Annotated in this window: 15 protein-coding genes; all 15 read right to left on the bottom strand. The window is 54.9% G+C overall.

Translation table 11 applies throughout. The features are described from left to right. Positions 1-139: 139 nt before the first annotated feature. The 15 genes from LX66_RS25415 to LX66_RS25345 all read right to left on the bottom strand — a co-directional run bounded on the left by LX66_RS25415 (position 140) and on the right by LX66_RS25345 (position 21,508). Positions 140-1,219 (bottom strand): alpha/beta hydrolase, encoded by a 1,080-nt coding sequence (locus LX66_RS25415; RefSeq protein ID WP_211366536.1) that lies wholly within the window; start codon positions 1,217-1,219, stop codon positions 140-142. A 163-nt stretch (positions 1,220-1,382) separates the two neighbouring features. Further along, the gene (locus LX66_RS25410; protein WP_145718755.1) at positions 1,383-1,901 is read right to left on the bottom strand and encodes a GNAT family N-acetyltransferase; all 519 of its coding nucleotides are present in this window, start codon (positions 1,899-1,901) and stop codon (positions 1,383-1,385) included. Positions 1,902-2,064: 163 nt separating this feature from the next. Next, positions 2,065-3,501 (bottom strand): arylsulfatase, encoded by a 1,437-nt coding sequence (locus LX66_RS25405; RefSeq protein WP_145718753.1) that lies wholly within the window; start codon positions 3,499-3,501, stop codon positions 2,065-2,067. A gap of 22 nt (positions 3,502-3,523) precedes the next feature. Beyond that, positions 3,524-5,143 carry a RagB/SusD family nutrient uptake outer membrane protein gene (locus tag LX66_RS25400; protein WP_145718752.1) on the bottom strand — a complete coding sequence of 540 codons (1,620 nt, stop codon included), beginning with the start codon at positions 5,141-5,143 and terminating at the stop codon, positions 3,524-3,526. 11 nt (positions 5,144-5,154) lie between these two features. Beyond that, positions 5,155-8,490: a TonB-dependent receptor gene (locus LX66_RS25395; RefSeq protein ID WP_145718750.1), complete on the bottom strand. Its 3,336-nt coding sequence runs from the start codon at positions 8,488-8,490 to the stop codon at positions 5,155-5,157. A 179-nt stretch (positions 8,491-8,669) separates the two neighbouring features. Next, complete coding sequence (locus LX66_RS25390) at positions 8,670-9,758, bottom strand: FecR family protein (RefSeq protein ID WP_145718748.1); 1,089 nt, start codon at positions 9,756-9,758, stop codon at positions 8,670-8,672. A gap of 253 nt (positions 9,759-10,011) precedes the next feature. After that, positions 10,012-10,593: an RNA polymerase sigma factor gene (locus LX66_RS25385; RefSeq protein WP_158642763.1), complete on the bottom strand. Its 582-nt coding sequence runs from the start codon at positions 10,591-10,593 to the stop codon at positions 10,012-10,014. A gap of 178 nt (positions 10,594-10,771) precedes the next feature. Next, positions 10,772-11,398 carry a hypothetical protein gene (locus LX66_RS25380; RefSeq protein ID WP_145718744.1) on the bottom strand — a complete coding sequence of 209 codons (627 nt, stop codon included), beginning with the start codon at positions 11,396-11,398 and terminating at the stop codon, positions 10,772-10,774. Positions 11,399-11,421: 23 nt separating this feature from the next. Beyond that, a complete protein-coding gene (locus LX66_RS25375; protein WP_145718742.1) occupies positions 11,422-11,622 on the bottom strand; it encodes a hypothetical protein in 201 nt (66 codons plus the stop codon). Between the two features lie 31 nt (positions 11,623-11,653). Beyond that, positions 11,654-12,562 (bottom strand): arginase family protein, encoded by a 909-nt coding sequence (locus LX66_RS25370; protein ID WP_145718740.1) that lies wholly within the window; start codon positions 12,560-12,562, stop codon positions 11,654-11,656. A gap of 36 nt (positions 12,563-12,598) precedes the next feature. After that, positions 12,599-13,813 carry an efflux RND transporter periplasmic adaptor subunit gene (locus LX66_RS25365; protein ID WP_145718738.1) on the bottom strand — a complete coding sequence of 405 codons (1,215 nt, stop codon included), beginning with the start codon at positions 13,811-13,813 and terminating at the stop codon, positions 12,599-12,601. 7 nt (positions 13,814-13,820) lie between these two features. Continuing rightward, entirely contained in the window at positions 13,821-18,218 is a 4,398-nt protein-coding gene (locus LX66_RS25360; protein WP_145718736.1) for a CusA/CzcA family heavy metal efflux RND transporter, read from the bottom strand. Between the two features lie 73 nt (positions 18,219-18,291). Continuing rightward, positions 18,292-18,615, bottom strand: coding sequence for a DUF6660 family protein (locus LX66_RS25355; RefSeq protein ID WP_145718734.1), 324 nt, complete (start codon positions 18,613-18,615; stop codon positions 18,292-18,294). A gap of 74 nt (positions 18,616-18,689) precedes the next feature. Beyond that, positions 18,690-20,045: a DUF3526 domain-containing protein gene (locus LX66_RS25350; RefSeq protein WP_145718732.1), complete on the bottom strand. Its 1,356-nt coding sequence runs from the start codon at positions 20,043-20,045 to the stop codon at positions 18,690-18,692. 14 nt (positions 20,046-20,059) lie between these two features. Then, positions 20,060-21,508 (bottom strand): ABC transporter permease, encoded by a 1,449-nt coding sequence (locus LX66_RS25345; protein ID WP_145718730.1) that lies wholly within the window; start codon positions 21,506-21,508, stop codon positions 20,060-20,062. Position 21,509 lies beyond the last annotated feature (1 nt).

Raw genomic sequence — 21,509 nt, 5'->3', positions numbered from 1 at the left:
TGATTTATTCATTCATAAACACGTATGTAATGATTGCCTGGTATAAGAATAAACGGGATGGCATCAGTACTTTAGCTCAAAAGTATGCCTGTGCCACTGGCGGTATACTGACGGCGGTCATTAAACAGGGTGATTATGCTCAATGATCAGCATCCTGCTCAAACGATAAATTTCCGCCGAAAAACTGCAGCATTTTCTTTTCAATCCTTTGGGCAACACGGTTGATGTGGTCGCCTTCATAAATTTCAAAGGAGTGGGGGATGTCGTATTTGTTCAGCTCGATATCCAGCGTTTTAATACTCGCGGCAATCCCTGCGTCTTTATCTCCAGCGTCAAAACCGATGGCTTTTAGCTTCCGGATGTTATAGATATACTGGTCTAAATTATTCAGCGGACGGTTGGCATCCCATTTTTGCATCACTTGCGGCTGTAGCTTCCCATCCTTTACCGGGAGATCGAGGTAAAACGGGGGATTGGCTGGATTGGGCGACCAGGCGGCTGCGGTGGCAAAGAGCGCTTTGGTAAAGAAATCGGCTTTTTGAAATGCTGCGGTTGTCTTAATACTGTCTGCACGCAAAAAAGGCGCCGGTATAGGTTCCACGGGCATGGGAGCGGAATTCAGGCAGCAGGGACTCAATAAATATACTGCTGAGAACACATCCGGGTTCTTTTCCCCGATCCGCAATGCGCCATAGCCGCCCATAGAGTGGCCGCATATGCCCCTGCTTTCTTTTCGGGCAATGGTACGGTAATGCCCGTCCATGTAATCAACCAGCTCCCTGGCGACAAAATCTTCCCAATTGCCCGTTGTTACCGAGTTGGAATACATGCTTCCCTGGAAAAGCGTATAGGCGTCGGGCGTAACAACGATCATTTCATGGGCCGGGTCCCGTGCAAACACGGTGTCCAAAACAGGCGGTAATGTCATCCAGTGTTTTTTGAAGCCGTAAAACCTGGCGTCATCATCGGTGTAGCCATGCAGAAAGTAAACAACAGGATAATGTTTCTTTGTGTTGTTTTTATAGCTGGCGGGCAGGTAAACAGAAACATAGCGGTCCGCACTGTCACCGCTGAGATTGCCTTCCAGCAATTTGCTGTGAATTTTGATCCGCTGAACCGTTCCTTTAGCAACTTGTTTTTGCTGCGCCAGGCTTTTTAAAGGTAAGGCGGCTACTATAAAGAACAAAGCAAGGGTAAAACGAGCCATGCATTTTTTCATATGGATGCTGTTAAATGTGTGATCAAGGGTTTCCCTGAAATATACAAAAACTTCTGCTTCCAGGCGCAGGAAGCCGGCTTCTCCCAACGGCCCTTTTACCGGATGAGGCAAGCCGGGCACCGGGCGGTCCGGGATATGTACGGCGATGTGTTGGTCGGATGGCTCAATACCGCCTTAAACAGAATTTGTAGTATTGTTCCAGGGTATCAGGGGCGGTGATGATTTCCTGCTTTTCTACTCCCCATTTATGTAATAAAGCAATCGAGACATCATTATCCAGGCTCGTGGTGGCAATGATTGCTTTGTTCCAACCGGGTTGTTTGTTTTTTATGGTGTGCAGCACTTCGGACATTACTCCTCTTCTCCTTTCCGCGGGATGAACCATATACACGATCTCCAGCTCGTCCGCAGCGGTATGCTCCGTTTCTTTTAGCTCAAAATGCCCGCATAATTTATTGTCCTCGTAAATCCCCCATATCCAGCACCATCTTTTGCCGTGATCAGCATAGATGTCAAATATTTTCCTGAATAAGCTGCGTTCTTCACTTTCATCCCTGGTAAGTCCTCCGTTCATGAATCGCTGCGCCTCCTTGTCCAGGCATATTTCAATAAAGGCGTCTTCATCATGCCTTTCATAGGGTTTTAAGGTAAATCTTGTAGTTTTTATGACCGGAGGCAGCATACTATGCGAAATTTTTTAAAGATAGGTAATTCTCAACGTCTGCTCCATTAGTCAATTCACAACCTGGCGACTGCAGGCAGCCCGCACGCCTCCCCCTGCTACTGCAGCAGGAGAAGACGCCGCGGGTCAGCGGGTTACAGTTGTAGTGACAGTTACAGGTATATTATTCAGCTCCTTTAAAGGGGAATGCTTCATTCCGGACGTGCGCCTGCTCCATGAGGGCCCGCATCTTTTCCACGATCTCCGGCTGTTGGGCTGCCAGGTCGTGCTGCTCTTCCGGGTCTTTGTCCAGGCGGTACAGCTCCATGGGGCCGGCCGGCTCCCTGCTCACATTCAGTTGCACGGCTTTCCAGTTGCCCATCCTCAGGGCGCGGCGCCCGCCTTTTTCATGGAACTCCCAGTACAGGTAGGCATGCTGCTGCTGCGCGCCTACGCCGGTCAGCGCAGGCAGGAAGGAGATACCATCCGTTTGCTGCGGTACTTCCGTACCGGCCAGCGCGGCAAAGGTGGGCATAAAGTCCCAGAATGCGCCCACGTAGGAAGAGGTGACGCCGGCCTGTACCCGCCCCGGCCAGCGCACGATCATCGGCTCGCGGATACCGCCTTCGTACACATCCCGCTTGATGCCGCGGAAGGGGCCGTTGCTGTTAAAAAATGCAGGGTCGTTACCGCCTTCTTCATGCGGGCCGTTGTCGCTGGTAAATATCACGATGGTATTGCTGTCCAGTCCCAGGTCCTGCAGCTTTTGCATGACCTGTCCCACGTAGGCATCCAGCCGGCTTACCATCGCGGCATAGGTGGCATGCGGGTAAGGCTGGGGCGCGTAGCCCTTGCCGTTCCATTTGGCCGGCACGGGGCGGGCCTGCTCATGGAACGCCTGCTTATAGGCTTCCATGGCGCTGTCGCCGGCTGGTAGCTGCAATGCCGCATGCGGCATGGTGTAGGGAAGGAACAGGAAGAAAGGTTGCTCCCGGTGCGCGTCTATAAAAGCAAGCGCCTGCTCATGGATCTCCTGTGCGGAATATACATGGAAGCTGTCCGGCGTATTCGGGTAGTTCACCCGCTGATCATTATGCCAGAGGTGGTCCGGGAAAAAGTTATGCGACTGGCGCTGGCAGTTGTAACCAAAGAATTCATCAAAACCCCTTTTTACGGGATCGCCTGCAGAGCCTACAGGCCCTAATCCCCATTTGCCGAATGCGCCGGTGGCATAGCCTGCCTGCTGCAGCATGCGGGCCATAGTGGTGATGGTGTCCGGCAGCGGCCATTGCCCTTCCGGCTGTATCTCCTTGTTGCCGCGCACCGGCGTATGCCCGGTATGCAGGCCGGTCATCAGCGAGGAGCGGGAAGGCGCGCATACGGTGCTGCCCGCGTAAAACTGGGTGAAGCGCATGCCGCCGGCGGCCATCCGGTCCAGGTGCGGGGTACGGATCTTTTCCTGGCCGTAGCAGCCAAGATCGCCGTAGCCCAGGTCATCCGCCAGTATCAGTACAATGTTGGGCTTTTGCCGGGCTGCTGTTTCTTCCTGCCGGGCCTGCGATGCGCAGGAGGCGGTCCCCAAAGCGCAAAGCAACAGCCCATAGCAACAGATGTTTCTCATGTATTGAATGGTTTGTGTTTTATCAGAAATTCGGGTTCTGCGTAAGCTGATCATTCATCAGCACTTCCTGCTGCGGAATAGGGAACAGGTAGTCCCGCTGCGGGTCAAAGAACCGCACCACCCCGTTGTACGCCAGCGTATCCACCTCGTTCTCACCGTGCCGGATATACGTCATGCCCGGTATCGGTCCCTGCATCACCTCATCCGCGGCTTTCCAGCGGCGAAGGTCAAAAAGGCGCAGGCCTTCCAGGGCCAGCTCCACCATGCGCTCATGCCGCACAATGGCCCGCATTTGCGCCTGCGTCTGAGGCGCCATTACGGGCGGCAGGTTCACATCACTGCGCTGCCGCACTTTATTCAACGCATCGTATACGGTAGCATCCAGCTCGTTCAGCTCCGTTTTGGCTTCCGCGTACATCAGCAGCACATCGGCATAACGGATCAGGATGAAGTTGGTGCCGCAGTTGCGGGGATCGTTCAGGTCCTCGATGTTGATGTATTTTTTGATGCCATAGCCGGTCTTGGTACGGCGGTAATCCACTTCCACTTCATCCGCCGTACCGGAGCCGGGACGCGGATCGTAGGCTCTGCCGTTATACAGCACATCGCCGGGCACCGCATCGGAGAAAGCGGGAATGAAAACGGTATAGCCCAGGCGGGGATCACGGCCGGCATAGGGGTCCAGCGGGTTGTAAGCCGGGTCGTCCCATATGGAGTGGCCGTTCACCGTTTCAAATGCATCTACCAGGGTGCGGGTAGGGCAGATGCCTACATCCCCGTTCATTCCCCTGGGGCCGTAGTTATAGAAGAACTCTGTCGAAGCAATGTCCTTGGCATACTGCCGGTCAAAGATCACTTCCTGGTTATTTTCCGCGCCGTAGGTAAACAGTGTTGCAAACTGCGGGTACAGGTCATATACCTGCAGGTCCATTACGGCCCTGGCGGCATCGGCTGCGCGTTTCCAGCGTCCTGCATACAGCATGGCCCTTGCCTGCAGCGCCATGGCGGCTCCTTTTGTTACACGGCCTATATTATCACCGGTATAGCTGTTGGGGAGCGCACCCGCTATTTCAGTCAGCTCCCTGTCCACGAAATCCCATATCTCTTCTTTCGGTGTGCGCGTCAGCGTAGCGGCTTCCGCCACGTCCAGGGTGGCGGTCACCAGCGGTACATCGCCAAAGAGCATTACGAGGCGGGTGTAAAAATAGGCCCGCAGGAAACGCGCTTCTCCTTTCAGGCGGTCGCGCAGCTCGTCGGTAAGCGAGGGATCGCGTTCCTGCACCTGGTCCACGTTTTCCAGGAGATAGTTGGCGGCGCGAATGGCCTTGTAAGCATCGTTCCAGAGGTCCTGGAACAGGTCCATGTTCGCATTGGTCTGGCCTCTTTCAATATTGGCGGTAGTGGCCGCCGCAGAGTTGGTGGTGGCAATGTCCGAGAGCATATCCCAGTTCAGCTCACTGTTGCCTGGCAGGAAGCTGTAGATGCCGTTCGCGGCATTCACCGCGTCTTCGCGGGTTTCCCAGAAGGTGGCCCCGCTCAGCTTGTCTTTGGGATAGGTATCCAGTAGCCCTTTCTTGCAGGATGCCGCCAGGATGATCCCGGTAAGGAGTAAAGCAATATATGGTAATGACTTTTTTTGCATGATCCGGTTTTTTAGAAGTCAAGATTGAGGCCTGCTGAATAGGTCTTCACCTGCTGGTAAAAATCGCCTGCGCGGCTGGCGGGCGTTTCCGCATCCATGCCCCATTTTTTCAGGCCGGAAAAGGTGAGCAGGTTGGTGCCGCCCACGTAAAAGCGTAAGCCATCTATCCCCACCCGTTGCAGTACCTGTTTGGGAACGGTATAGCCCAACTGGAAATTCTTCAGCCGCAGGTAAGAAGCGTCCAGTACCCACCAGTCGGAGGGTTCTGTGTTCTTGTTGGCGGATTTCTGCGGGCGGGGAAAACGGGCGTCCGTATTTTCCGGTGTCCAGTAATCTTTGCCCATGGCCAGGGTAAATCCTTCCCAACTGCCGTTCTCAATAAAGGCGCCCCATACCATCATATCCTGCCGGCCTACACCCTGCCAGAGCATGGTGCAGTCAAAATTGCGCCAGCCCAGGTCAATGTTCAGCCCATAGGTCCAGTGCGGAATGCTGGAGCCCAGCACCGTCTGGTCGGAGGCGGTGATCTTGCCGTCGCCGTTGCGGTCCAGGTATTTAATGTCGCCGGGTTGGGCATCTGCGGAGAAGGTGGGATATCCCTTGTCTATATCCTCCTGCGTCAGCAGGCCGCCCGTCTGGTAGCCCCACAGCGCGTTGATCTCCTGGCCTTCGGTGATCACATAGCGGTTCTTCTCCAGGGAGTAGTAGGGACCAGTGCCGGCCAGGTCCAGCACTTCATTCTTCACATCGGAGATATTGAAGGTAAGCGCATAGCGGAAATCATTGATGTGGTTGCGGTGGGTGAGCTGCAGCTCCCAGCCGGTGTTCTGCACCCTGCCTGCGTTGGCGGCCACCGGGTCCAGGCCTACAGCGCCGGGAATGGGCAGCTCCAGCAGGATGCCTTTGGTCAGCTTCCTGTACCAGTCAAAAGTGAGGCCCAGCTTGCCGTTCAGGAAGCTCGCGTCCAGGCCGATGTTGGTCTGGGTGGTGGTTTCCCAGGTGAGGTCCTGGCTGGCGAAAACCGTTTGCAGCACGCCGGTTGCCGGCACATTATTGAACGAATAGTAGTTGCCAAAGCTGAGATTATCGAAATAGGTGTACAGCCCGATGTTCTGGTTGCCGTTCTCCCCGTAGGAGCCCCTGATCTTGAAGAGGTCTACCGTATTTTTCAGGCGGCTCCAGAATGCTTCTTCGGAGATGAGCCAGGCGGCGGAGAACGAAGGGAAGAAGGTATAACGGCTGCCTGCGGGGAAACGGGAAGAGCCGTCGTAACGCATGTTGAACTCCAGCAGGTACCGGTTACGGAAGCCGTAGCGCATGCGCCCGAAATAGGAGCGGAGCCCCCAGTCCTCGTACACGTTGTTGAGCGTGCGGTTCAGGGGATCGCCCTGTCCCAGGTCCAGCAGGTCGTTGTTATAGAAATCCCGTCCGCGGGCCAGCAGCTCATCCGCATCAAAGGATATTTCGGAATAACCGGCCAGCAGGCTGATGTCGTGTTTATCCGCCAGCAGCAGGTCGTAGGTAAGGGTATTGTTCCAGGTCTGCTGCAGGGATTTGGTCCGCTCGTTCTCCATTTCGTTGATGGCCCGGTTGCTCAGGATCACATCCGGGTCCCAGTAGTCGTGGATCTCGTAGGTGGGCCACTGTTTCAGGTCGTCATACTTTTCCACCTCAAAGGCGTACTGGGTATTGAACTTCAGCCCCCTGACAATATTCCAGCTACCCTGCAGGTTGATCACGGCATTGTCGCTGGATGATTTCGTATAGCCGGCTATGGCCGGGTCCGTATAGGCGAGCGGGTTACGCCCCTGTTTGCTGACGCCATAGGTGCCGTCCGGGTACCGGGGCACGGTGAGCTGCGAGGCGTGGATCATGTAGTGATAGATGCCGGAGCCTACCTGATTGGTGGTATAGCGGTCCTGGCGGCGCAGCTTGATGTCCGCGTTCAGGTTGATCTTTTCAGATACCCTGAAGTTGTTATTCAACCTTAGCTGGTAGCGTTGCATGTTCCGGTTCGGGTAAATGCCTTCCTGGTCCATATAGCGGGCGCTCAGCAAGGTGGTCAGTTTTTCACCGCCGCCGGACACCTGCAGGGAATGATTGTGCCAGGGCGCATTCTTGCGGATCACCTGGTTGTACCAGTCATTGGGCACCGGGTAGCGCAGGCGGTCGTCCCCGCTCACATAGTGCTGTATGTCCTCTTCGGTGTAGAGCGGGTTGCTGCCACGGTTCTCATACGCCAGGTTCTGCAGGCGCAGGTAGCTTTCCGTATCCATATGCTCCGGTTCCGCCACCAGGTTCTGCAGGTCCAGCCAGGCGTTGTAGCGCACCTTGATGTCGCCTTTCTTTGCCCGTTTGGTAGTGATCAGGATCACCCCGTTGGCGGCGCGGGAGCCGTAAATGGCGGTGGAGGCGGCATCTTTCAGTACGGAAACCGAGGCAATATCATCCGGGTTGATGTCATAGTAAGCCTGCTCCACCCCGTCTATGATGAACAGGGGTGCAGTGCTGCCCAGGGTGGTTACCCCGCGGATATTGAAGGAGGTGTTGTTGGCTCCTGGTTCGCCGCCCTGGTCCCACACGGTAAGGCCGGGCGCCATGCCCTGCAGGGAGCTTTGCAGGTTGGGCGCGTGGCGGGCTGCTACCTGGTCCGCATCGATGGTGGAAACGGCCGTGGTCAGGGATATTTTTTTCTGGGTGCCATATCCTACCACTACTACCTCATTAAGGCCACTGGTATTTTCCGGCAGGCGAACATTGATCTGCTGCCGGCCGTTTACCGGTACTTCCATGGTCTGGAAGCCCACGTAGCTGAATACCAGCGAAGCGTCTTCCGGCGCTTCCAGGGCGTAGCGGCCGTCGCCGCCGGTCACGGTTCCCCTGTCGGTACCCTTTACCTTGATGGATACGCCTACCAGCGGCGTACCGCTGCTGTCCGTTACCAGCCCGGACACGCGCATGACGCGGATGTTTTGCGATGCAGGAGCGATCACCACCACGTCATTTTCCAGTATCCGGTACTGGAGCTGCATATCCGCCAGCAGGTCGTGCAGTATGTCTTTCAGCGGTTTGTCAGATGCGTGTACGGCCACCAGCCTGTTTACCGGTACCAGGTCGTTGCTGTACAGGAACCGGAGATCGCTCTTCTTGCCGATCACGGACAATGCTTTACTGAGCGTAACATCGTTTAGGTCCAGGGTAAGCCTGACATTCCGCTGCGAATATCCTTTGGCGGCTGCCTGCAGGCAACCGGCCAGCACAAGAATAAAACACCATTTCATACAGAGCAGGACTTTGAAAAATCTTCCCCGCCGGGCAATAGGCAGCAGGGATGAAGTTTTTTTCATACATTCATGCAGTTAAAGTTTAATAATGGAAGCCTCCCGGCGTCTTCGTTCTCGCAGGAGGTTTCGTGGACTTTACGGGCGGGGAATGCTACCAACATTTCCCGCTTCTTTTTTTGCAGCGGTTATTCGCTGTTATAAAATACCGGCATAAGGCGATTGATTTTGGTGAAACATGGAATTTATTGCGTGATATAGATGGTGTCTGCCGACAGGGTATACCGGAACGGGCGGGAAAGCTGCAGCTCGTGCAGGGCCTGTTCCACGGACTCGTCGCGGAAGACGCCGGTATACCGGTAGGCCTTTACGGCGGGATCGCCGAATATGAAGTGCACATTATACCGTCTTTCCATACTGGCCGCCAGCTCCGCAAAGGACTGGTCCTGGAAAACGAGCAGCCTGCTCATCCAGGCGGTTTCGGCTACAATATGCTCTTCCGTTACCGGCACCAGCGGTTTTATTTCCAGGGCGGCGGTGTGTGCCGGCCCGGGTGTGGCGGGGACGCCCAGCAGGGAATCCGGGTTGTAATAGGTGACCTTTTCGTTTGGTTTGCGCATGATCTTTCCTTCCCCGCTGTTCTTCACTACTACTTTGAGCGCGCCTTCCAGGAGGGTGGCTTCCGTAAGGGCTTCTTCCGGGTAGGCCTTTACATTGAAGATGGTGCCCAGGTCGATGATGTCCAGGTCCCGGGTATGGATGATGAAAGGTTGCTGCTCATTATGCCGGATATCGAAATACGCTTCGCCGCGCAGGTATACTTCCCGTTCTTTTTTGCCCGTGTAGCTGACCTGGTAGCGCAGGGTGCTGCCGCCATTCAATATGATCCTGGAGCCGTCGTCCAGCCGGATAACAGCGGTATCCTGCCGGGCTACGTTCTTTTCCAGGAAGCCGGCCAGTTGGCCGTCCGTGTTGTTGCCCGGCGCCCGGAATACATAGTAGTAGATACCTGTTGCGAGTAACAGCAGCCCCGTGATAAGGGCAGCCATCAGCAACGGCTGCATACGCCGTATAACGGTATGACGGTGCGGAAGCGCTGTTGCCGCCTGGTCTGCGGCGTCCAGCCCTTGTTCCACCAGGCGTACCAGTTCCGGGGCCGGTGTTGGCGCGGCGCCGGCGCGTTGCTCCAGGATAGCCTCGTAGGCCTGTGCGGCGGCCGCTACTTCCGCTTCCTCCGCATGGTCCAGCCACTGGATAAAACGTTCGTGTTCCTCATCGGAACAGGTGCCGGCGGCAAAGCGCTGCAGGAATTCCCTGATCTCGGAATTTTTCATTTACAGATACTTTCACCTGTTAATATTTGTCTTTTACTTCGTTCACTATGTCTTGCTTTTATCTCGTTCATAAAGTTTTTTATTAGTCTCTATGAACCTCCTTCGTCGGTTTGCTTCAGTGAACGCTTCACGTTTCATTTGCCAGATGGAACCTCGCATTTGCATGTTACGTGTAAGAAACGTTTATTATGCCCGGTTTCTGCAGATATGACGGATGAACAAAAGGGAAGGACCCCTGGGAGAGAAAAAAAATTTAGTGCAGGTACGCGAAGGCGACCAGCAGGTGGATCAGCTCCGCATGTTCGCGCAGGTAGCGCCGTACGTAATGCTGGGCGGCGTATAATTGTTTTTTTACAACGGATTTGGAAATATTCAGGCGGCTGGCGATCTCGTCCAGGGAGAGCTGCTCCTCCGTATTCAGCCGGAAGATGAGCCGGCGCTTGTCCGGTAGTTGTTCCACCGCCTGGCGGGCAATATGGAAATACTGGCTGGTAAGGGTTTTGTGATCACAGTCGGCGTAGCTGGCATCGGCGCCGGCCAGCAGGTCGGCCGTTACGCGGTGGTGCAGCCGCCGGCTGCGGATATGGTCAATAACCTTGTTGCGGGCCATGCGGAAGAGGTACTGCCGGAAGGAACGGATCGCGGTGAGCTGGGCCTTCTGTTCCCAGAGCTTGACGAATATTTCCTGAATAATATCTTCGGTGGTTTCTTTGGAGCGGGTAAAGAGGTACAGGTATTGGTAGAGGTCATGCAGGCAGTCTTCATACAGCGTGCTGAAAGCCTGGCGGTTTCCCGCGGCAGCCCGTTGCAGCAATTCCCCTTCTGTATAAGCCATACGCATGTCGAAAAATTTCTGATGCAAATGAAGTATCCCCCCGGGAAAAATTTACGTTAAGAAATTGTAAACACGTTGTCGAAGGACGTGGAATTTTCAGGTTATTACCTTGATAACAGGTCGAAGATATTATTAAATGGATAAAAATCAATGGGAGGGGGGAAATTTATCACTTATATTAAGGCCATTTGACTTCCTGGCGTGGAATGAAAAATCCTTTTATGCAGTTTGGGTTTCGAATACAGATCTGAATATGGGTCTTCTCATTGAAGCCAGCATTTTTATATATTGGAACTCCTTCAACAAAAGCTCCCCTTGTAGAGTCGAAGGGGTAGGTGGCTTGTGCCTGCATGGCTTTATGAATACTTTCGATAACATAACAGTCCAGGGCCCTAAGCACCCTGTCCTTTGAGTTATTGACGCCTTTAGGGTTTTTATTCCTGGGTAATTGCTTCCCTTCTATAGCGGCAGTTTGTTCCAAAGTTTCATAGGAAATCTTCAGAGATTTGATGTATTTGGCATCCATTAAATCCAGACAGTTTCCAAGGCTTAATATAGCACCAAGTACAGAGGGGTGTTTATATTTCTTTTTGCCGGGAGGATTTTTTGCAAACTCCAGGGTCCGGTCGTAGTTATTCTGCCAAAAGTAAAATCCGCATCCTAACCAATCGTATTCATTTTCACTGGCTTTAAGCATCTTCCTCCCTGACACCACAGCATTGCGAACAGATTTTTCACAACCATGAAAACCTAATATCAATCCAGGATCAGAAGTATATAAGAAATTGGTATTTGAGGATGACATTGCAATAATTGGGGTAGCACTGGTTATTTAGCAGCAATCTTCTTTTTGGGAGCAACACGTTTGGCGGCAGCTTTTTTGGAGGGCTGGGTTTTGACAGGGACAAGCAAATCCCGAAAGCCCAAAGAATCGATGAATTCAGTAGCTTCCTCTTTAGAAGAGGTTGCTTTTCTTAGTTGTGCTAATAAAGCATTTTCAATTTGTGTTATGTATTGTCCACTTGTCATTACTCAAATATAGGGATTATTTGGATTGTAATTAAATTAGCTTATTCAAACAATCATTCAGGCAGCTCACCAGCTTTTTCCCCGCTTTCCCCTGCTCATCCAGCGCAGGGTTATAGATGGTAACGGTCATACCGCAGGCTTTGGGATGGCGCGCCAGCGTGCTGATCGCAAGTTTTGCTTCTTCCAGGGAAAGGCCGCCGGGCAGGTGGTATTCTACCGCCGGCATGATATCATCCGCCAGTACATCCGCATCAAAATGTATCCAGTAACCCTCCAGGGGAGCGGTCTCCAGGTACGCGACTGTTTGCGCCACCGCGGCAGCCATGCCGTTGGTGCGAATAAAATCAATATCAAACCGCCGGATACCGGTATCCCTGATATCCTGTGAGCCGTAAGCGGCTGCTTCCGCCATGTCCCGCTGGCCTATTTGCATGATATCGCTGTCCCGCACATAAGGCCGGCAGCCGCTTATATTGGTCAGCAGGTCCGGACCGCGGCCGGATACGATGGCAAGGTCCATATCCGCTACTTCCCCGGTAGGAGATGCCGCTGGCTGGTAAAAATCGGCATGTGCATCAATGAACGCCAGCCCGTAACGTCCGCGCTGCTTCAGGGAAAGCATGGCGCCGATCAGCACGCTGCAGTCACCACCCAGTACCAGTGCAAACTGTTGTGCCTGCAGGACAGGCTGCATGCTGTCTGCCAACGAACGGGAGAACGCTGCGATCTGTCGGCCATTCAGCAATTGGGTATGCGGGTCCCTTTCCGCGTTGTACAAATGATTCAGGGTAGGAATAACCGTATGATGACCGGGCGCGGCAAACACATCCGGCAGCAGACCGGCGTTCTGCAGGGCTGCCGGCAATTGCTCCACGCCGTTGGGTTTTAAGCCCAGGACGGAAGGAGCAGAGAGGATGTGTATGGGGTTGAATGGTGGCATTTGCTGTTCAGATGCACAATAATCATACCTCTCCCCCTAATGCCCATGCCCCGCTTCTCCCTTCTTCATTTCGGCCACTAAATAATATGCATTATTCCACGACACCTGTGCGCCGGCAGGCAAGGGGTCCACTGGTGTTATAGCCACCCAGCCTTCATGCTCCATACCCTTACGCACCGCTACCGGTTGAAAGGCCCATTCCGTTTGCCCGTTTTGCTGTCGCTGCCGGGCCACGAAAATGTAAGAACGGTTTTCTTCCTCGATGATCGCTGCTTCCGGCAGGGCCATCACCGATTCTTCCGAAGTATGTATTTTCCCGTTGATGTACATGCCGGGGATCAGCATATCCTTCTTGTTGTCGATTTCGGCATGCACGTGTACGGTCTTGGGGTTTTGCTCAAACAGTTTGCCCACGGAATAAATGGTAGCGGAAAGCTCGCTGCCGGGCGCCGAAGCGACGGTGAACGTTATGGTCTGTCCCTTGCGTACCTTGTGGGCGTCCTTTTCAAAGACCATCAGGTCCGCGTGGATATGATCCGTGTTCACCACCAGGAACATGGGCGTTTGCGGTTGCATGTACTGGCCTACCTGTACCAGCACTTTTTCAATATAACCGTCAATAGGGCTGATCACCGGTACATAGGTATAGATACTCCCGGCGCGCACTTTTTGCGCATCCAAATGCAGTTGCCGGAGCTGCGCTTCATAGCCTCTTACTTCTCCCTCCATGGCGCGGTAGTCGGCCGCTGTTTGCTGGAAATTTTTGCCCGAGCCCACTTCCGCTTCGTACAGCCGTTGTTGCCGGTCATATTCCTTTTCGAGGAATTGCAGCCGGTGCCAGGCCTTCACATAATCCGTCTGCAGCCGGGTCAGGTCCGGGTGAGAAACGGTGGCCAGTACCTGTCCCTTGTTCACTTTGTCGCCCTCGATCACGTTGATAGCCGCCACGTTGGCGCCTAAAACAGTGGTCACCGTGGCCTCGTGCTGGGGCGGCACTTCCAGTTGGCCGTTGGCTTCCACGATACCGGACATCCTGCGTTGCGGCAGGGTATCCACCCGTATGCCCAGGCGTTTGAACTGTGCGCCGGAAAGATGCACTTCGCGCATGCCTGTCCCGCTGCTGTCCTGCGCCGGCGCGGTGTGCTGGTCTTCCTGCTTACCGGCATGGGTGCTTTGCTCACGGTTGTTGCAGGCGGCCATTGTCACTGCGGCCAGGATGCCTGCGAAAAGAGAGATATATTGTTTTGTCATGATCGTTTTAGTTAGCGGTTTTCAGAAAATATTCCAGTTGGTAGCGGCTGTCCAGGTAATTGCCCAGGGCATCCCAGGCATCGGTCTCAATGCGGATGGCGTCCCGCATGTTCTGCAGGAAGGCCACATAATCTATCTCGCCTTCCCGGTAAGCGGTCATGGCGCCCTTGCGCTGTTCCCGGGCCAACGGCAGGGCCTCGTCGCGGTAGTAGGTCCAGGAGTTGCGCCATTTCAGGTACTGTTCCTGCATGCTCCTGTAGGCTGCGTACAGCTCCAGGCGGGTTTCCTGCAGGTTTTGGCCGGCAATGTTACGCTGTATCTGCGCGGACTGTTTCCTGCCCAGCTCCGGGCCAAAGAACAGCGGGAGGTGGATGCCCACCTGGTATTGATAGAAACCGGACTGCCCGGCTACCTGCTGCCGGCCGTACATACCCTGCAGCCTGGGAAGGAATTGCGCCCGCCGTTCCTTTACCGCAGCATCGGCCACGGCGATGTTTTGCCGGTAAACATCCAGCAGAGGGTGCTGCATCAGTGAGTCCGGCGTGTAAGGTAGCGGTTGATCCAGTTGATCTACGGGAATGTCCGGTATGGTAAACAGGGTATCGCTGGCCAGCCACTGGTTCAACCGTTGCAGGGCGCTGCGGTAGTCGCGGTAGGCCTGCTCTTTCTGTATCCGCACCTGCTGCGCCTGGTTGGAAGTGGCCAGGTATTCCAGCTTTGATGTAACTTCCACCTCCAGCCGGATGCGCGCGGCGCGGGTGATGCCTGCAAACAGGCTGTCCAGCTTTTCATATACCTGGTAATTGTTTTTGGCGGCATACGCCTTTGCCCAGGCCCTGCTAACTTCCCGTTCCAGCCCGATGCCGGAGAGCTGCAGCGTTTTTTCCGCCAGCGCTACTTTTTCCTTTTGCAGTTGCAGCCTGGGAGCAATGCCAAACACATCGATCTGCTGCTGCTGGATACCGATCTGTGTATAAACACCGCTGGCGCCGTTCCCGGCTTCTTCTTTGCCGGTAAAGAGCTGCGTATTTCCCAGGTCCCAGGCGGTTTTTTTAAGCGCCTCCTCGTTTTGTACCTGCAACCTGGCGGACTGCATCTTCGGGTAATGGGCCATGGCGCGCTCCCTGGCCTGCTCCAGTGTGATGGTGGGAAGGCTGTCCGGCTGCTGCTGTGCGGTTGCCGGCGCAGTGGCTGCCAGTAACCCGGCGCAGAGGAGCACTACCGGCAACGAGGGTACGTTTTTCGCTCCGTTGTTTTTATCCCGCCGCTTTTCAAGGAACGTGTACAGCACCGGTATCACCACCAGGGTGAGCAGGGTAGCGCTGATAAGCCCGCCGATCACCACCGTGGCCAGGGGACGCTGCACTTCCGCGCCGGCCGATGTGGAGAACGCCATGGGGGTGAAGCCCATAATGGCAGCCGTGGCGGTGAGCAGGATGGGCCGCAGGCGTTCCTTCGTGCCCGTTAGTATCCGTTGCCGGAGGTCCATGATGCCTTCCTGTTTCAGGGAGTTGAACCGGCTGACCAGCACCAGCCCGTTTAAAACAGCTACGCCAAACAATACAATAAAGCCCACACCGGCGGAGATGCTGAAAGGCATGTCGCGCAGGGCCAGGAAAAACACCCCGCCAATGGCGGCCAGGGGGACGGCTATGTAGATCATAAGAGATTGTGAAAATGAATGCAGTGCGAAATACAGCAGGATGAAGATCAGGAAGAGCGCAATGGGCACCACGATCTGCAGCCGCTTTTTAGCCCGTTGCAGGTTCTCGAAAGCCCCGCCGTAGGTAATGTAATAGCCGGCAGGAAGGTTCAGTTGCTCATCCAGTTTTTGCCGGATATCCTTTACGACGGACTCCACGTCGCGGCCCCGTACATTCACGCCCACGTAGGTTCTGCGGTAGGTATTGTCCCTGGAGATCTGCATGGGGCCGGGCACATAGCTGATATCCGCCACTTCCTGCAGTGGTACCTGGGTGCCGTCCGGCAGGTCCACGTACAGGGTGCGCAAGTCGCCAATGTTTTGGCGGTGCGCTTCGTCAAAGCGGATCACCAGGTCAAAGCGTTTTTCTCCTTCAAACACTACGCCGGCCACGCCCCCGGCAAATGCGGCGCTTACATAGGTGTTCAGTTTCCGGATGTCCAGGCCGTATTGCGCCAGTTTATCACGGCGGTAGTGCACCGTCATTTGCGGCAGCCCGGAGATACGCTCTGCATTTACATCGTCCGCGCCGGGAACGGTCCGGATGATCGCAGCCATCTCCTGCGCTTTGGCGGCCAGCACATCCAGGTCCTCCCCGTAAAGCTTTACGGCGATGTCTTCCCGCACGCCCTGCAGCAGCTCATTAAAGCGTAATTCCACCGGCTGGGTAAAGACCAGGTTAACCCCGGTCAGATGTTCATGCAGCAGGTCTTTTATCCGGCTGATCAGCTCCTCTTTGGTACCGGCTGACCGCCATTTGTGGTGGTCCTTCTCCAGGATCACATACATGTCTGCTACATCCATGGGCATGGGATCGGTGGGAATGTCGGCTACCCCGATACGGGCCGTTACGGTTTTTACTTCCGGGAAGCTGTCCAGCAGCAGCGTTTCTATTTTCCGGGAAACATTTATGGATTCACCCAGGCTGCTTCCCGGCCGTAGCAGCGCCTGCATGGCAATGTCGCCTTCATCCAACTGCGGGATGAACTCGCCGCCCATGCGGGAGAAAATAAAACCGGCTGCCGCCAGCAGGAGGGCCGCAATCACGATCACGGATACACGCATTTTAAGTGCGCCCCGGATCAGCGGTTGGTAGGCCCGGTTTATGCCAGCTAGTATCTTTTCACTGAGCCGGTGGATGCCATGCTCGAACCTGGCCAGCAGGTGCCGCGGGTTGCGCAGTGGTTGCATCAGCAGGGCCGACATCATGGGCACATAAGTGAGGCAAAGGATGATAGCGCCCAGCACCGCGTAACCAAAAGTAAAGGCCATGGGGCGGAACATTTTGCCTTCCACGCCGGTCAGGAACAGGATAGGGGTAAATACGATCAATATGATCAACTGCCCGAAGAAAGCGGCATTCATCATGGTGCTGCCTGCCGTATAGGCTATGTCATCCATCTCCGCCTGCGTGGAGGGCGGGCGCCCGTTCCTGATCCTTTTTTCGATCTCATGCACCGTGCCTTCCACGATGATCACCGCGCCGTCCACGATGATCCCGAAGTCAATAGCGCCAAGGCTCATGAGGTTCGCCCATACGTTGGTAGCTTTCATCAGGATAAAGGCGAATAAAAGGGAGAGGGGGATCACCGAAGCGGCCACCAGGCCACCCCGCAGGCTGCCCAGCAGCAGCACCAGCACAAAGATCACGATGAGCGCCCCTTCCGTAAGATTGTTGGTAACGGTGCTGGTAGTACGGTGAATGAGGCCGCTCTGCTCTATAAAAGGCCGCAGCTCCAGGCCTTCCGGCAGGGACTGCTGCACCGCTTCCATACGCTTTTTTATATCCTGTACCACGGCATTGGGATTGGCGCCTTTGAGCATCATCACGATGCCGCCTACCGCCTCGCGCCCGTCCTGCGTAAAGGCGCCGTAACGCACCTGGTGGCCGAAGCGTACGGCTTCCGCTACATCGCCCACCGTTACCGGGAGACCGTTCTCGTTTTTGACAACGATCTTCCGGATATCGTCCAGGGAGCGCACCAGCCCTTCCCCGCGGATAAAGCTGGCCATCCGGTTCTTTTCAATGTAAGCGCCGCCGGTGTTGACATTGTTCCTGGCCAGCGCCTCGTATACCTGGGCGATGCTTACGTCCATTGCATGCAACTTCTTCGGGTTGACGGCCACTTCGTATTGTTTAATGTAGCCACCGAATGAATTGACCTCCACCACGCCGTCCAGCAGGGTGAGCTGCCGTTTCACGATCCAGTCCTGGATGCTGCGGAGCTCCATTGGCGAGTACACCGTGTCATAGCCAGGTTTAGGCTGCAGCGTGTACTCGTAGACCTGGCCCAGGCCGGTGGAAATAGGGCCCATCACTGGGCTGCCAAACGCATCGGGAATGCTTTCCCGCAGGTCGTTCAGCTTTTCCTGCACCAGTTGCCGCGGCAGGTAGGTGCCCATCCTGTCTTCAAAAACAATGGTTACTACCGAAAGGCCGAAGCGGGAGATGGAGCGGATCTCCTCCACGCCGGGGAGGTTGCCCATGGCCTGTTCCACCGGGTAGGTGACAAACTGTTCAATATCTTCGGTGGCCAGGTTCTCTGAAACGGTGATCACCTGCACCTGGTTATTGGTAATGTCCGGTACGGAGCCCAGGTTCACCGTGTACATGGCGTATATGCCAACGCCTGTAAGCGCCAGGGTGAACAGGGCTATTATGAACTTGTTCCTTATTGAAAAGGCAATAATAGCATTGATCATACCATCAAAATGATTGGTTGTAGCAGTAAAAGGATAGTGATCGCAGCAGCGCTACGGTAAAAGGAGTGAGAGCTTAGGCGGTTAACTGGGGCGGTTGCCAGACAGGCAGGGAGATCTCTATAACATCCGCAGACAGGTCTGCGGCCTGCAAGGTTGCGCTGTTGTCCGTAAGCCGGGAAACGTTGATGAAAGCAGGGCTCAGCAGCACGCTGGCACAGCAGGCGCACTGGCAAAGGGGTGAGCAGGTATCGCTGTGCTCCCGGTCATGCTGGTGATCGGCGGCTTTCACAAATGCGGCTGCCTGCCTGCCGTTACCGGCGCTGTAAAGGCCGTCTGCGCAGGGCACGCAGCTTAACGCCAGCACCAGCATCGCCAATATGTATATTACAAAGCGCATTACGTTGCAAAAGTAAAGGCTTTTGTAACAAAATCGCGCTTTGCAGGGGCACTAAAATTTCAATGTGGTTGCATTTATGATGCCGGGTGCCCCTGCCTGCGCAAATTATACCATCCCCATCCAAACAGGATGCCGCCGGTGAGGATCAGCGGCAATAGCAGCACTGTCCAGCGTATAGGCGTTTCTTCACGGTAGTATTCCACTTTAAAACTATCCCAGTCCACGCTGGCTACCGGCTGTTCCTCAAAGATCCCGGGATAGCAGCCTAATTTGATCCTTTCATGGAAGCGCCGGGTGCTGTCCAGGAAATGCATATGATCCTGTAAGCCGGTGCGGGCTAGGTTGTTCAGTGACAACTGTGCATGCAGCGGAGGCAGCACCATGGCCATTTTGCGGCTGGCCTGCTCCCGCAGCCGTATTTTCTCCTGTAGTTTTTCCGTTTCCTGCCGGGCATCATCATCTCCCATTTGCTGCATGGCATAATACCATAACCAACTGAAGGCCTCGTCCGGCACAGGGTATTTCCGGAACTGCGGGTAGTGGGCGAAAAAGGGCGCCATGGTCACCTGCCTGTCCATATCCCATTTCTCATGATAGCCCTGCCTTTGCTTTACTACGTTACTGAGCGCTTCCGGCAGCGGGTAGGCGTTACTGATATAACTGTTGACCAATGCCGGCAGCAGTACGGTGAGCACTACCCACAATGACAGCATGGATACCGCATTGAAGCCCGAGCTTTTTTTCAGGGACACCACCAGGAAGCTGAGGGCAAACCAGCAGAGCAGGTAGCCTGTAAACAGGAGCGCTACGGCCAGCAAGGCCTGGTTAAAGGGCAAGGACAGCATGATGACAGCCAGTATCATCAGCAGGGCGACGGCGGCAAACACCGCCAGCATCCGTAGCCGCCATTTGAGCCATAGCAGGCGTAAAGGCTGCCCCGTTTGCACACGCACCAGGTTCCAGGTGCCGCCTTCCTTTTCTTCAGACAGCAGGTTGTATGTAAAAGCGATAATAAGCAGCGGGAACAGGTAAATGATCACAAAGCCCAGGTCCAGGTTGCCCAGCAACAGGTTCAGGGGATTGTGCAGGTCCGTATCATACAACTGGTTCTCCAGGTTGCGGATGGTCACGCTTTGAATGGAAGGGTTCACATCCCGCTGCCCGATGGACAGCCCGGCCAGCGGGTCTGTGGTGTTCACCAGGGAGAAATGCAGGTAGTATAATAGCAGTCCCATTTCTTTATCAAAAAAACGAACATGCTGCTGGATATGCGCCTGCTGCTGCTGCGCGGCAAAGGACACGGCCTCCTGCTGCCCGTTTAAAAAACGTTGGCCGATGAGCAGGCTCACCACGCCGGTAACAAGTATAAAGGCAAGCCCCGTAACGGCAGCCCTGGAGCGGATAAACTGTTTGAATGCAAGTGAGAACATAGCTATATACGGCATTATAACGCCCTGAATTTTTTAGTAATGATGAATAGCGCGGCGATGGGGAGCAGCAGCCAGCACACCAGCGCTGCTATGGAAAGGCGCTCGTGCCGGTACACCTGCTTTCCCTGCAGGGGTACATACCGGAAATCCTGCAGCTCCGCCCAGTGCGCATGACTGATGCTGTGCGGCTTGTCATGCGGGCCGGGCGGTTGGTTGCTGATGTATTCCATCTGCAACCGGTTCATGCGCTGCGCCAGTTGATACCGGAATTTTTCCGCCTGCTGCTGGAAATCCATGTAGGCGGCAAAGTCCGTTCCCGTTAATGCCATGGAGAAATGCTTGATGGCCAGGTAGGGATTGATGAAAGCAGCGTAACGGCCAAAGCTGTTCTGCTGCTCGTAGGTCCTTACCAGCTCCTGCTGGTGCCGCGCGTATATTTCCGCGCTGATCCTTTCTCCTTCCGCCATAATAAAGCCGCCATAATTAAAGGGCAGCTTGTGCACGCTGTCTACATTATAAGCGCGCAGTAAGGAGTCTTTAATGGCCTTGTAATGCGGATCGTCCGGGTTATGGCTGTCGCCTTCCCTGCGCAGGTCTTTTTCAACGGCTGCCTGGAAAGCGGCTTTGGACGGCGTAGGGTATTGCTGCGCGCCCAGCACCTGCGTGCCCCTGGGCAGCACGATCATGAATAACAGCCATATCCCGATGAGCGTGGTCAAAGCCCCTTTGGATGTTTTGCTCAGCGCGGACACCAGCACGGCTATTAACGCACAGATGATAAAATAGGCGAAGTACGCGAAGATCAGCAGCAGCAGACGTACGCTGTCGCCGGCCGATACCTGGAAACGGCTCAGCAGCAGCCAGCACAGCACCGTGACGAGTATGACCGGCAGGTACAGCACCAGGGCAACGCCGGTAATGCCCAGCGTTTTGCCCGCAATCAGCTCCTGCCAGCTCACGCCCTGGCACAGCAGTACTTTCAGCGTACTGTTCTCCCTTTCCGCGGATATAGAGCTGAAGCCGAGGAAGAACAAGAGCAGGGGCACCAGCAGTTGCAGTATCATGGCCACGCTGATCTCCCCGAAACGCAGCATCCCGGTGGAAAACCCGGCCTCCGAGAAATTAACGGTATTCTGCCGGTGCGCTTCCAGGAAAATGGATACGCCGGTAAAGCTCTCTATCCCAAAATCAAAGAAGCTCAGGGAATGTTTGGGCCGGAAGACCAGGTAGCCGTAATGCGCCATCCGGTGCGGGTGCTTGTCAGGGCTGTTGAGCCATTGCTCCCTTACCTGCTGCTGGTACTGCAGCCTCATATTGTGCTGGTACCGGTAGTGCTGCCAGCCGGTGAAAGCGGCAAACAGCAGCATGCCCCCGATGATAACGGTGAGCGCCAGTACGGCTTTGTTCTTTAAGGAGCTGCGCCACAATTGCAGGGCAATAATGCTTACTATTCTGAATCGCATA

It is taken from the genome of Chitinophaga japonensis (genome assembly GCF_007830125.1).
GTDB lineage: Bacteria > Bacteroidota > Bacteroidia > Chitinophagales > Chitinophagaceae > Chitinophaga > Chitinophaga japonensis.
Note: the sequence above shows the minus strand (reverse complement) of the source record. Positions and strands in the feature narration are given on the sequence as shown.

What these genes read in the sequence shown, in the direction of transcription:
- LX66_RS25415 (WP_211366536.1), bottom strand. Translation starts at nt 1,219, where the DNA reads ATGAAAAAATGCATGGCTCGTTTTACCCTTGCTTTGTTCTTTATAGTA.
- LX66_RS25410 (WP_145718755.1), bottom strand. Translation starts at nt 1,901, where the DNA reads ATGCTGCCTCCGGTCATAAAAACTACAAGATTTACCTTAAAACCCTAT.
- LX66_RS25405 (WP_145718753.1), bottom strand. Translation starts at nt 3,501, where the DNA reads ATGAGAAACATCTGTTGCTATGGGCTGTTGCTTTGCGCTTTGGGGACC.
- LX66_RS25400 (WP_145718752.1), bottom strand. Translation starts at nt 5,143, where the DNA reads ATGCAAAAAAAGTCATTACCATATATTGCTTTACTCCTTACCGGGATC.
- LX66_RS25395 (WP_145718750.1), bottom strand. Translation starts at nt 8,490, where the DNA reads ATGAAAAAAACTTCATCCCTGCTGCCTATTGCCCGGCGGGGAAGATTT.
- LX66_RS25390 (WP_145718748.1), bottom strand. Translation starts at nt 9,758, where the DNA reads ATGAAAAATTCCGAGATCAGGGAATTCCTGCAGCGCTTTGCCGCCGGC.
- LX66_RS25385 (WP_158642763.1), bottom strand. Translation starts at nt 10,593, where the DNA reads ATGGCTTATACAGAAGGGGAATTGCTGCAACGGGCTGCCGCGGGAAAC.
- LX66_RS25380 (WP_145718744.1), bottom strand. Translation starts at nt 11,398, where the DNA reads ATGTCATCCTCAAATACCAATTTCTTATATACTTCTGATCCTGGATTG.
- LX66_RS25375 (WP_145718742.1), bottom strand. Translation starts at nt 11,622, where the DNA reads ATGACAAGTGGACAATACATAACACAAATTGAAAATGCTTTATTAGCA.
- LX66_RS25370 (WP_145718740.1), bottom strand. Translation starts at nt 12,562, where the DNA reads ATGCCACCATTCAACCCCATACACATCCTCTCTGCTCCTTCCGTCCTG.
- LX66_RS25365 (WP_145718738.1), bottom strand. Translation starts at nt 13,813, where the DNA reads ATGACAAAACAATATATCTCTCTTTTCGCAGGCATCCTGGCCGCAGTG.
- LX66_RS25360 (WP_145718736.1), bottom strand. Translation starts at nt 18,218, where the DNA reads ATGATCAATGCTATTATTGCCTTTTCAATAAGGAACAAGTTCATAATA.
- LX66_RS25355 (WP_145718734.1), bottom strand. Translation starts at nt 18,615, where the DNA reads ATGCGCTTTGTAATATACATATTGGCGATGCTGGTGCTGGCGTTAAGC.
- LX66_RS25350 (WP_145718732.1), bottom strand. Translation starts at nt 20,045, where the DNA reads ATGTTCTCACTTGCATTCAAACAGTTTATCCGCTCCAGGGCTGCCGTT.
- LX66_RS25345 (WP_145718730.1), bottom strand. Translation starts at nt 21,508, where the DNA reads ATGCGATTCAGAATAGTAAGCATTATTGCCCTGCAATTGTGGCGCAGC.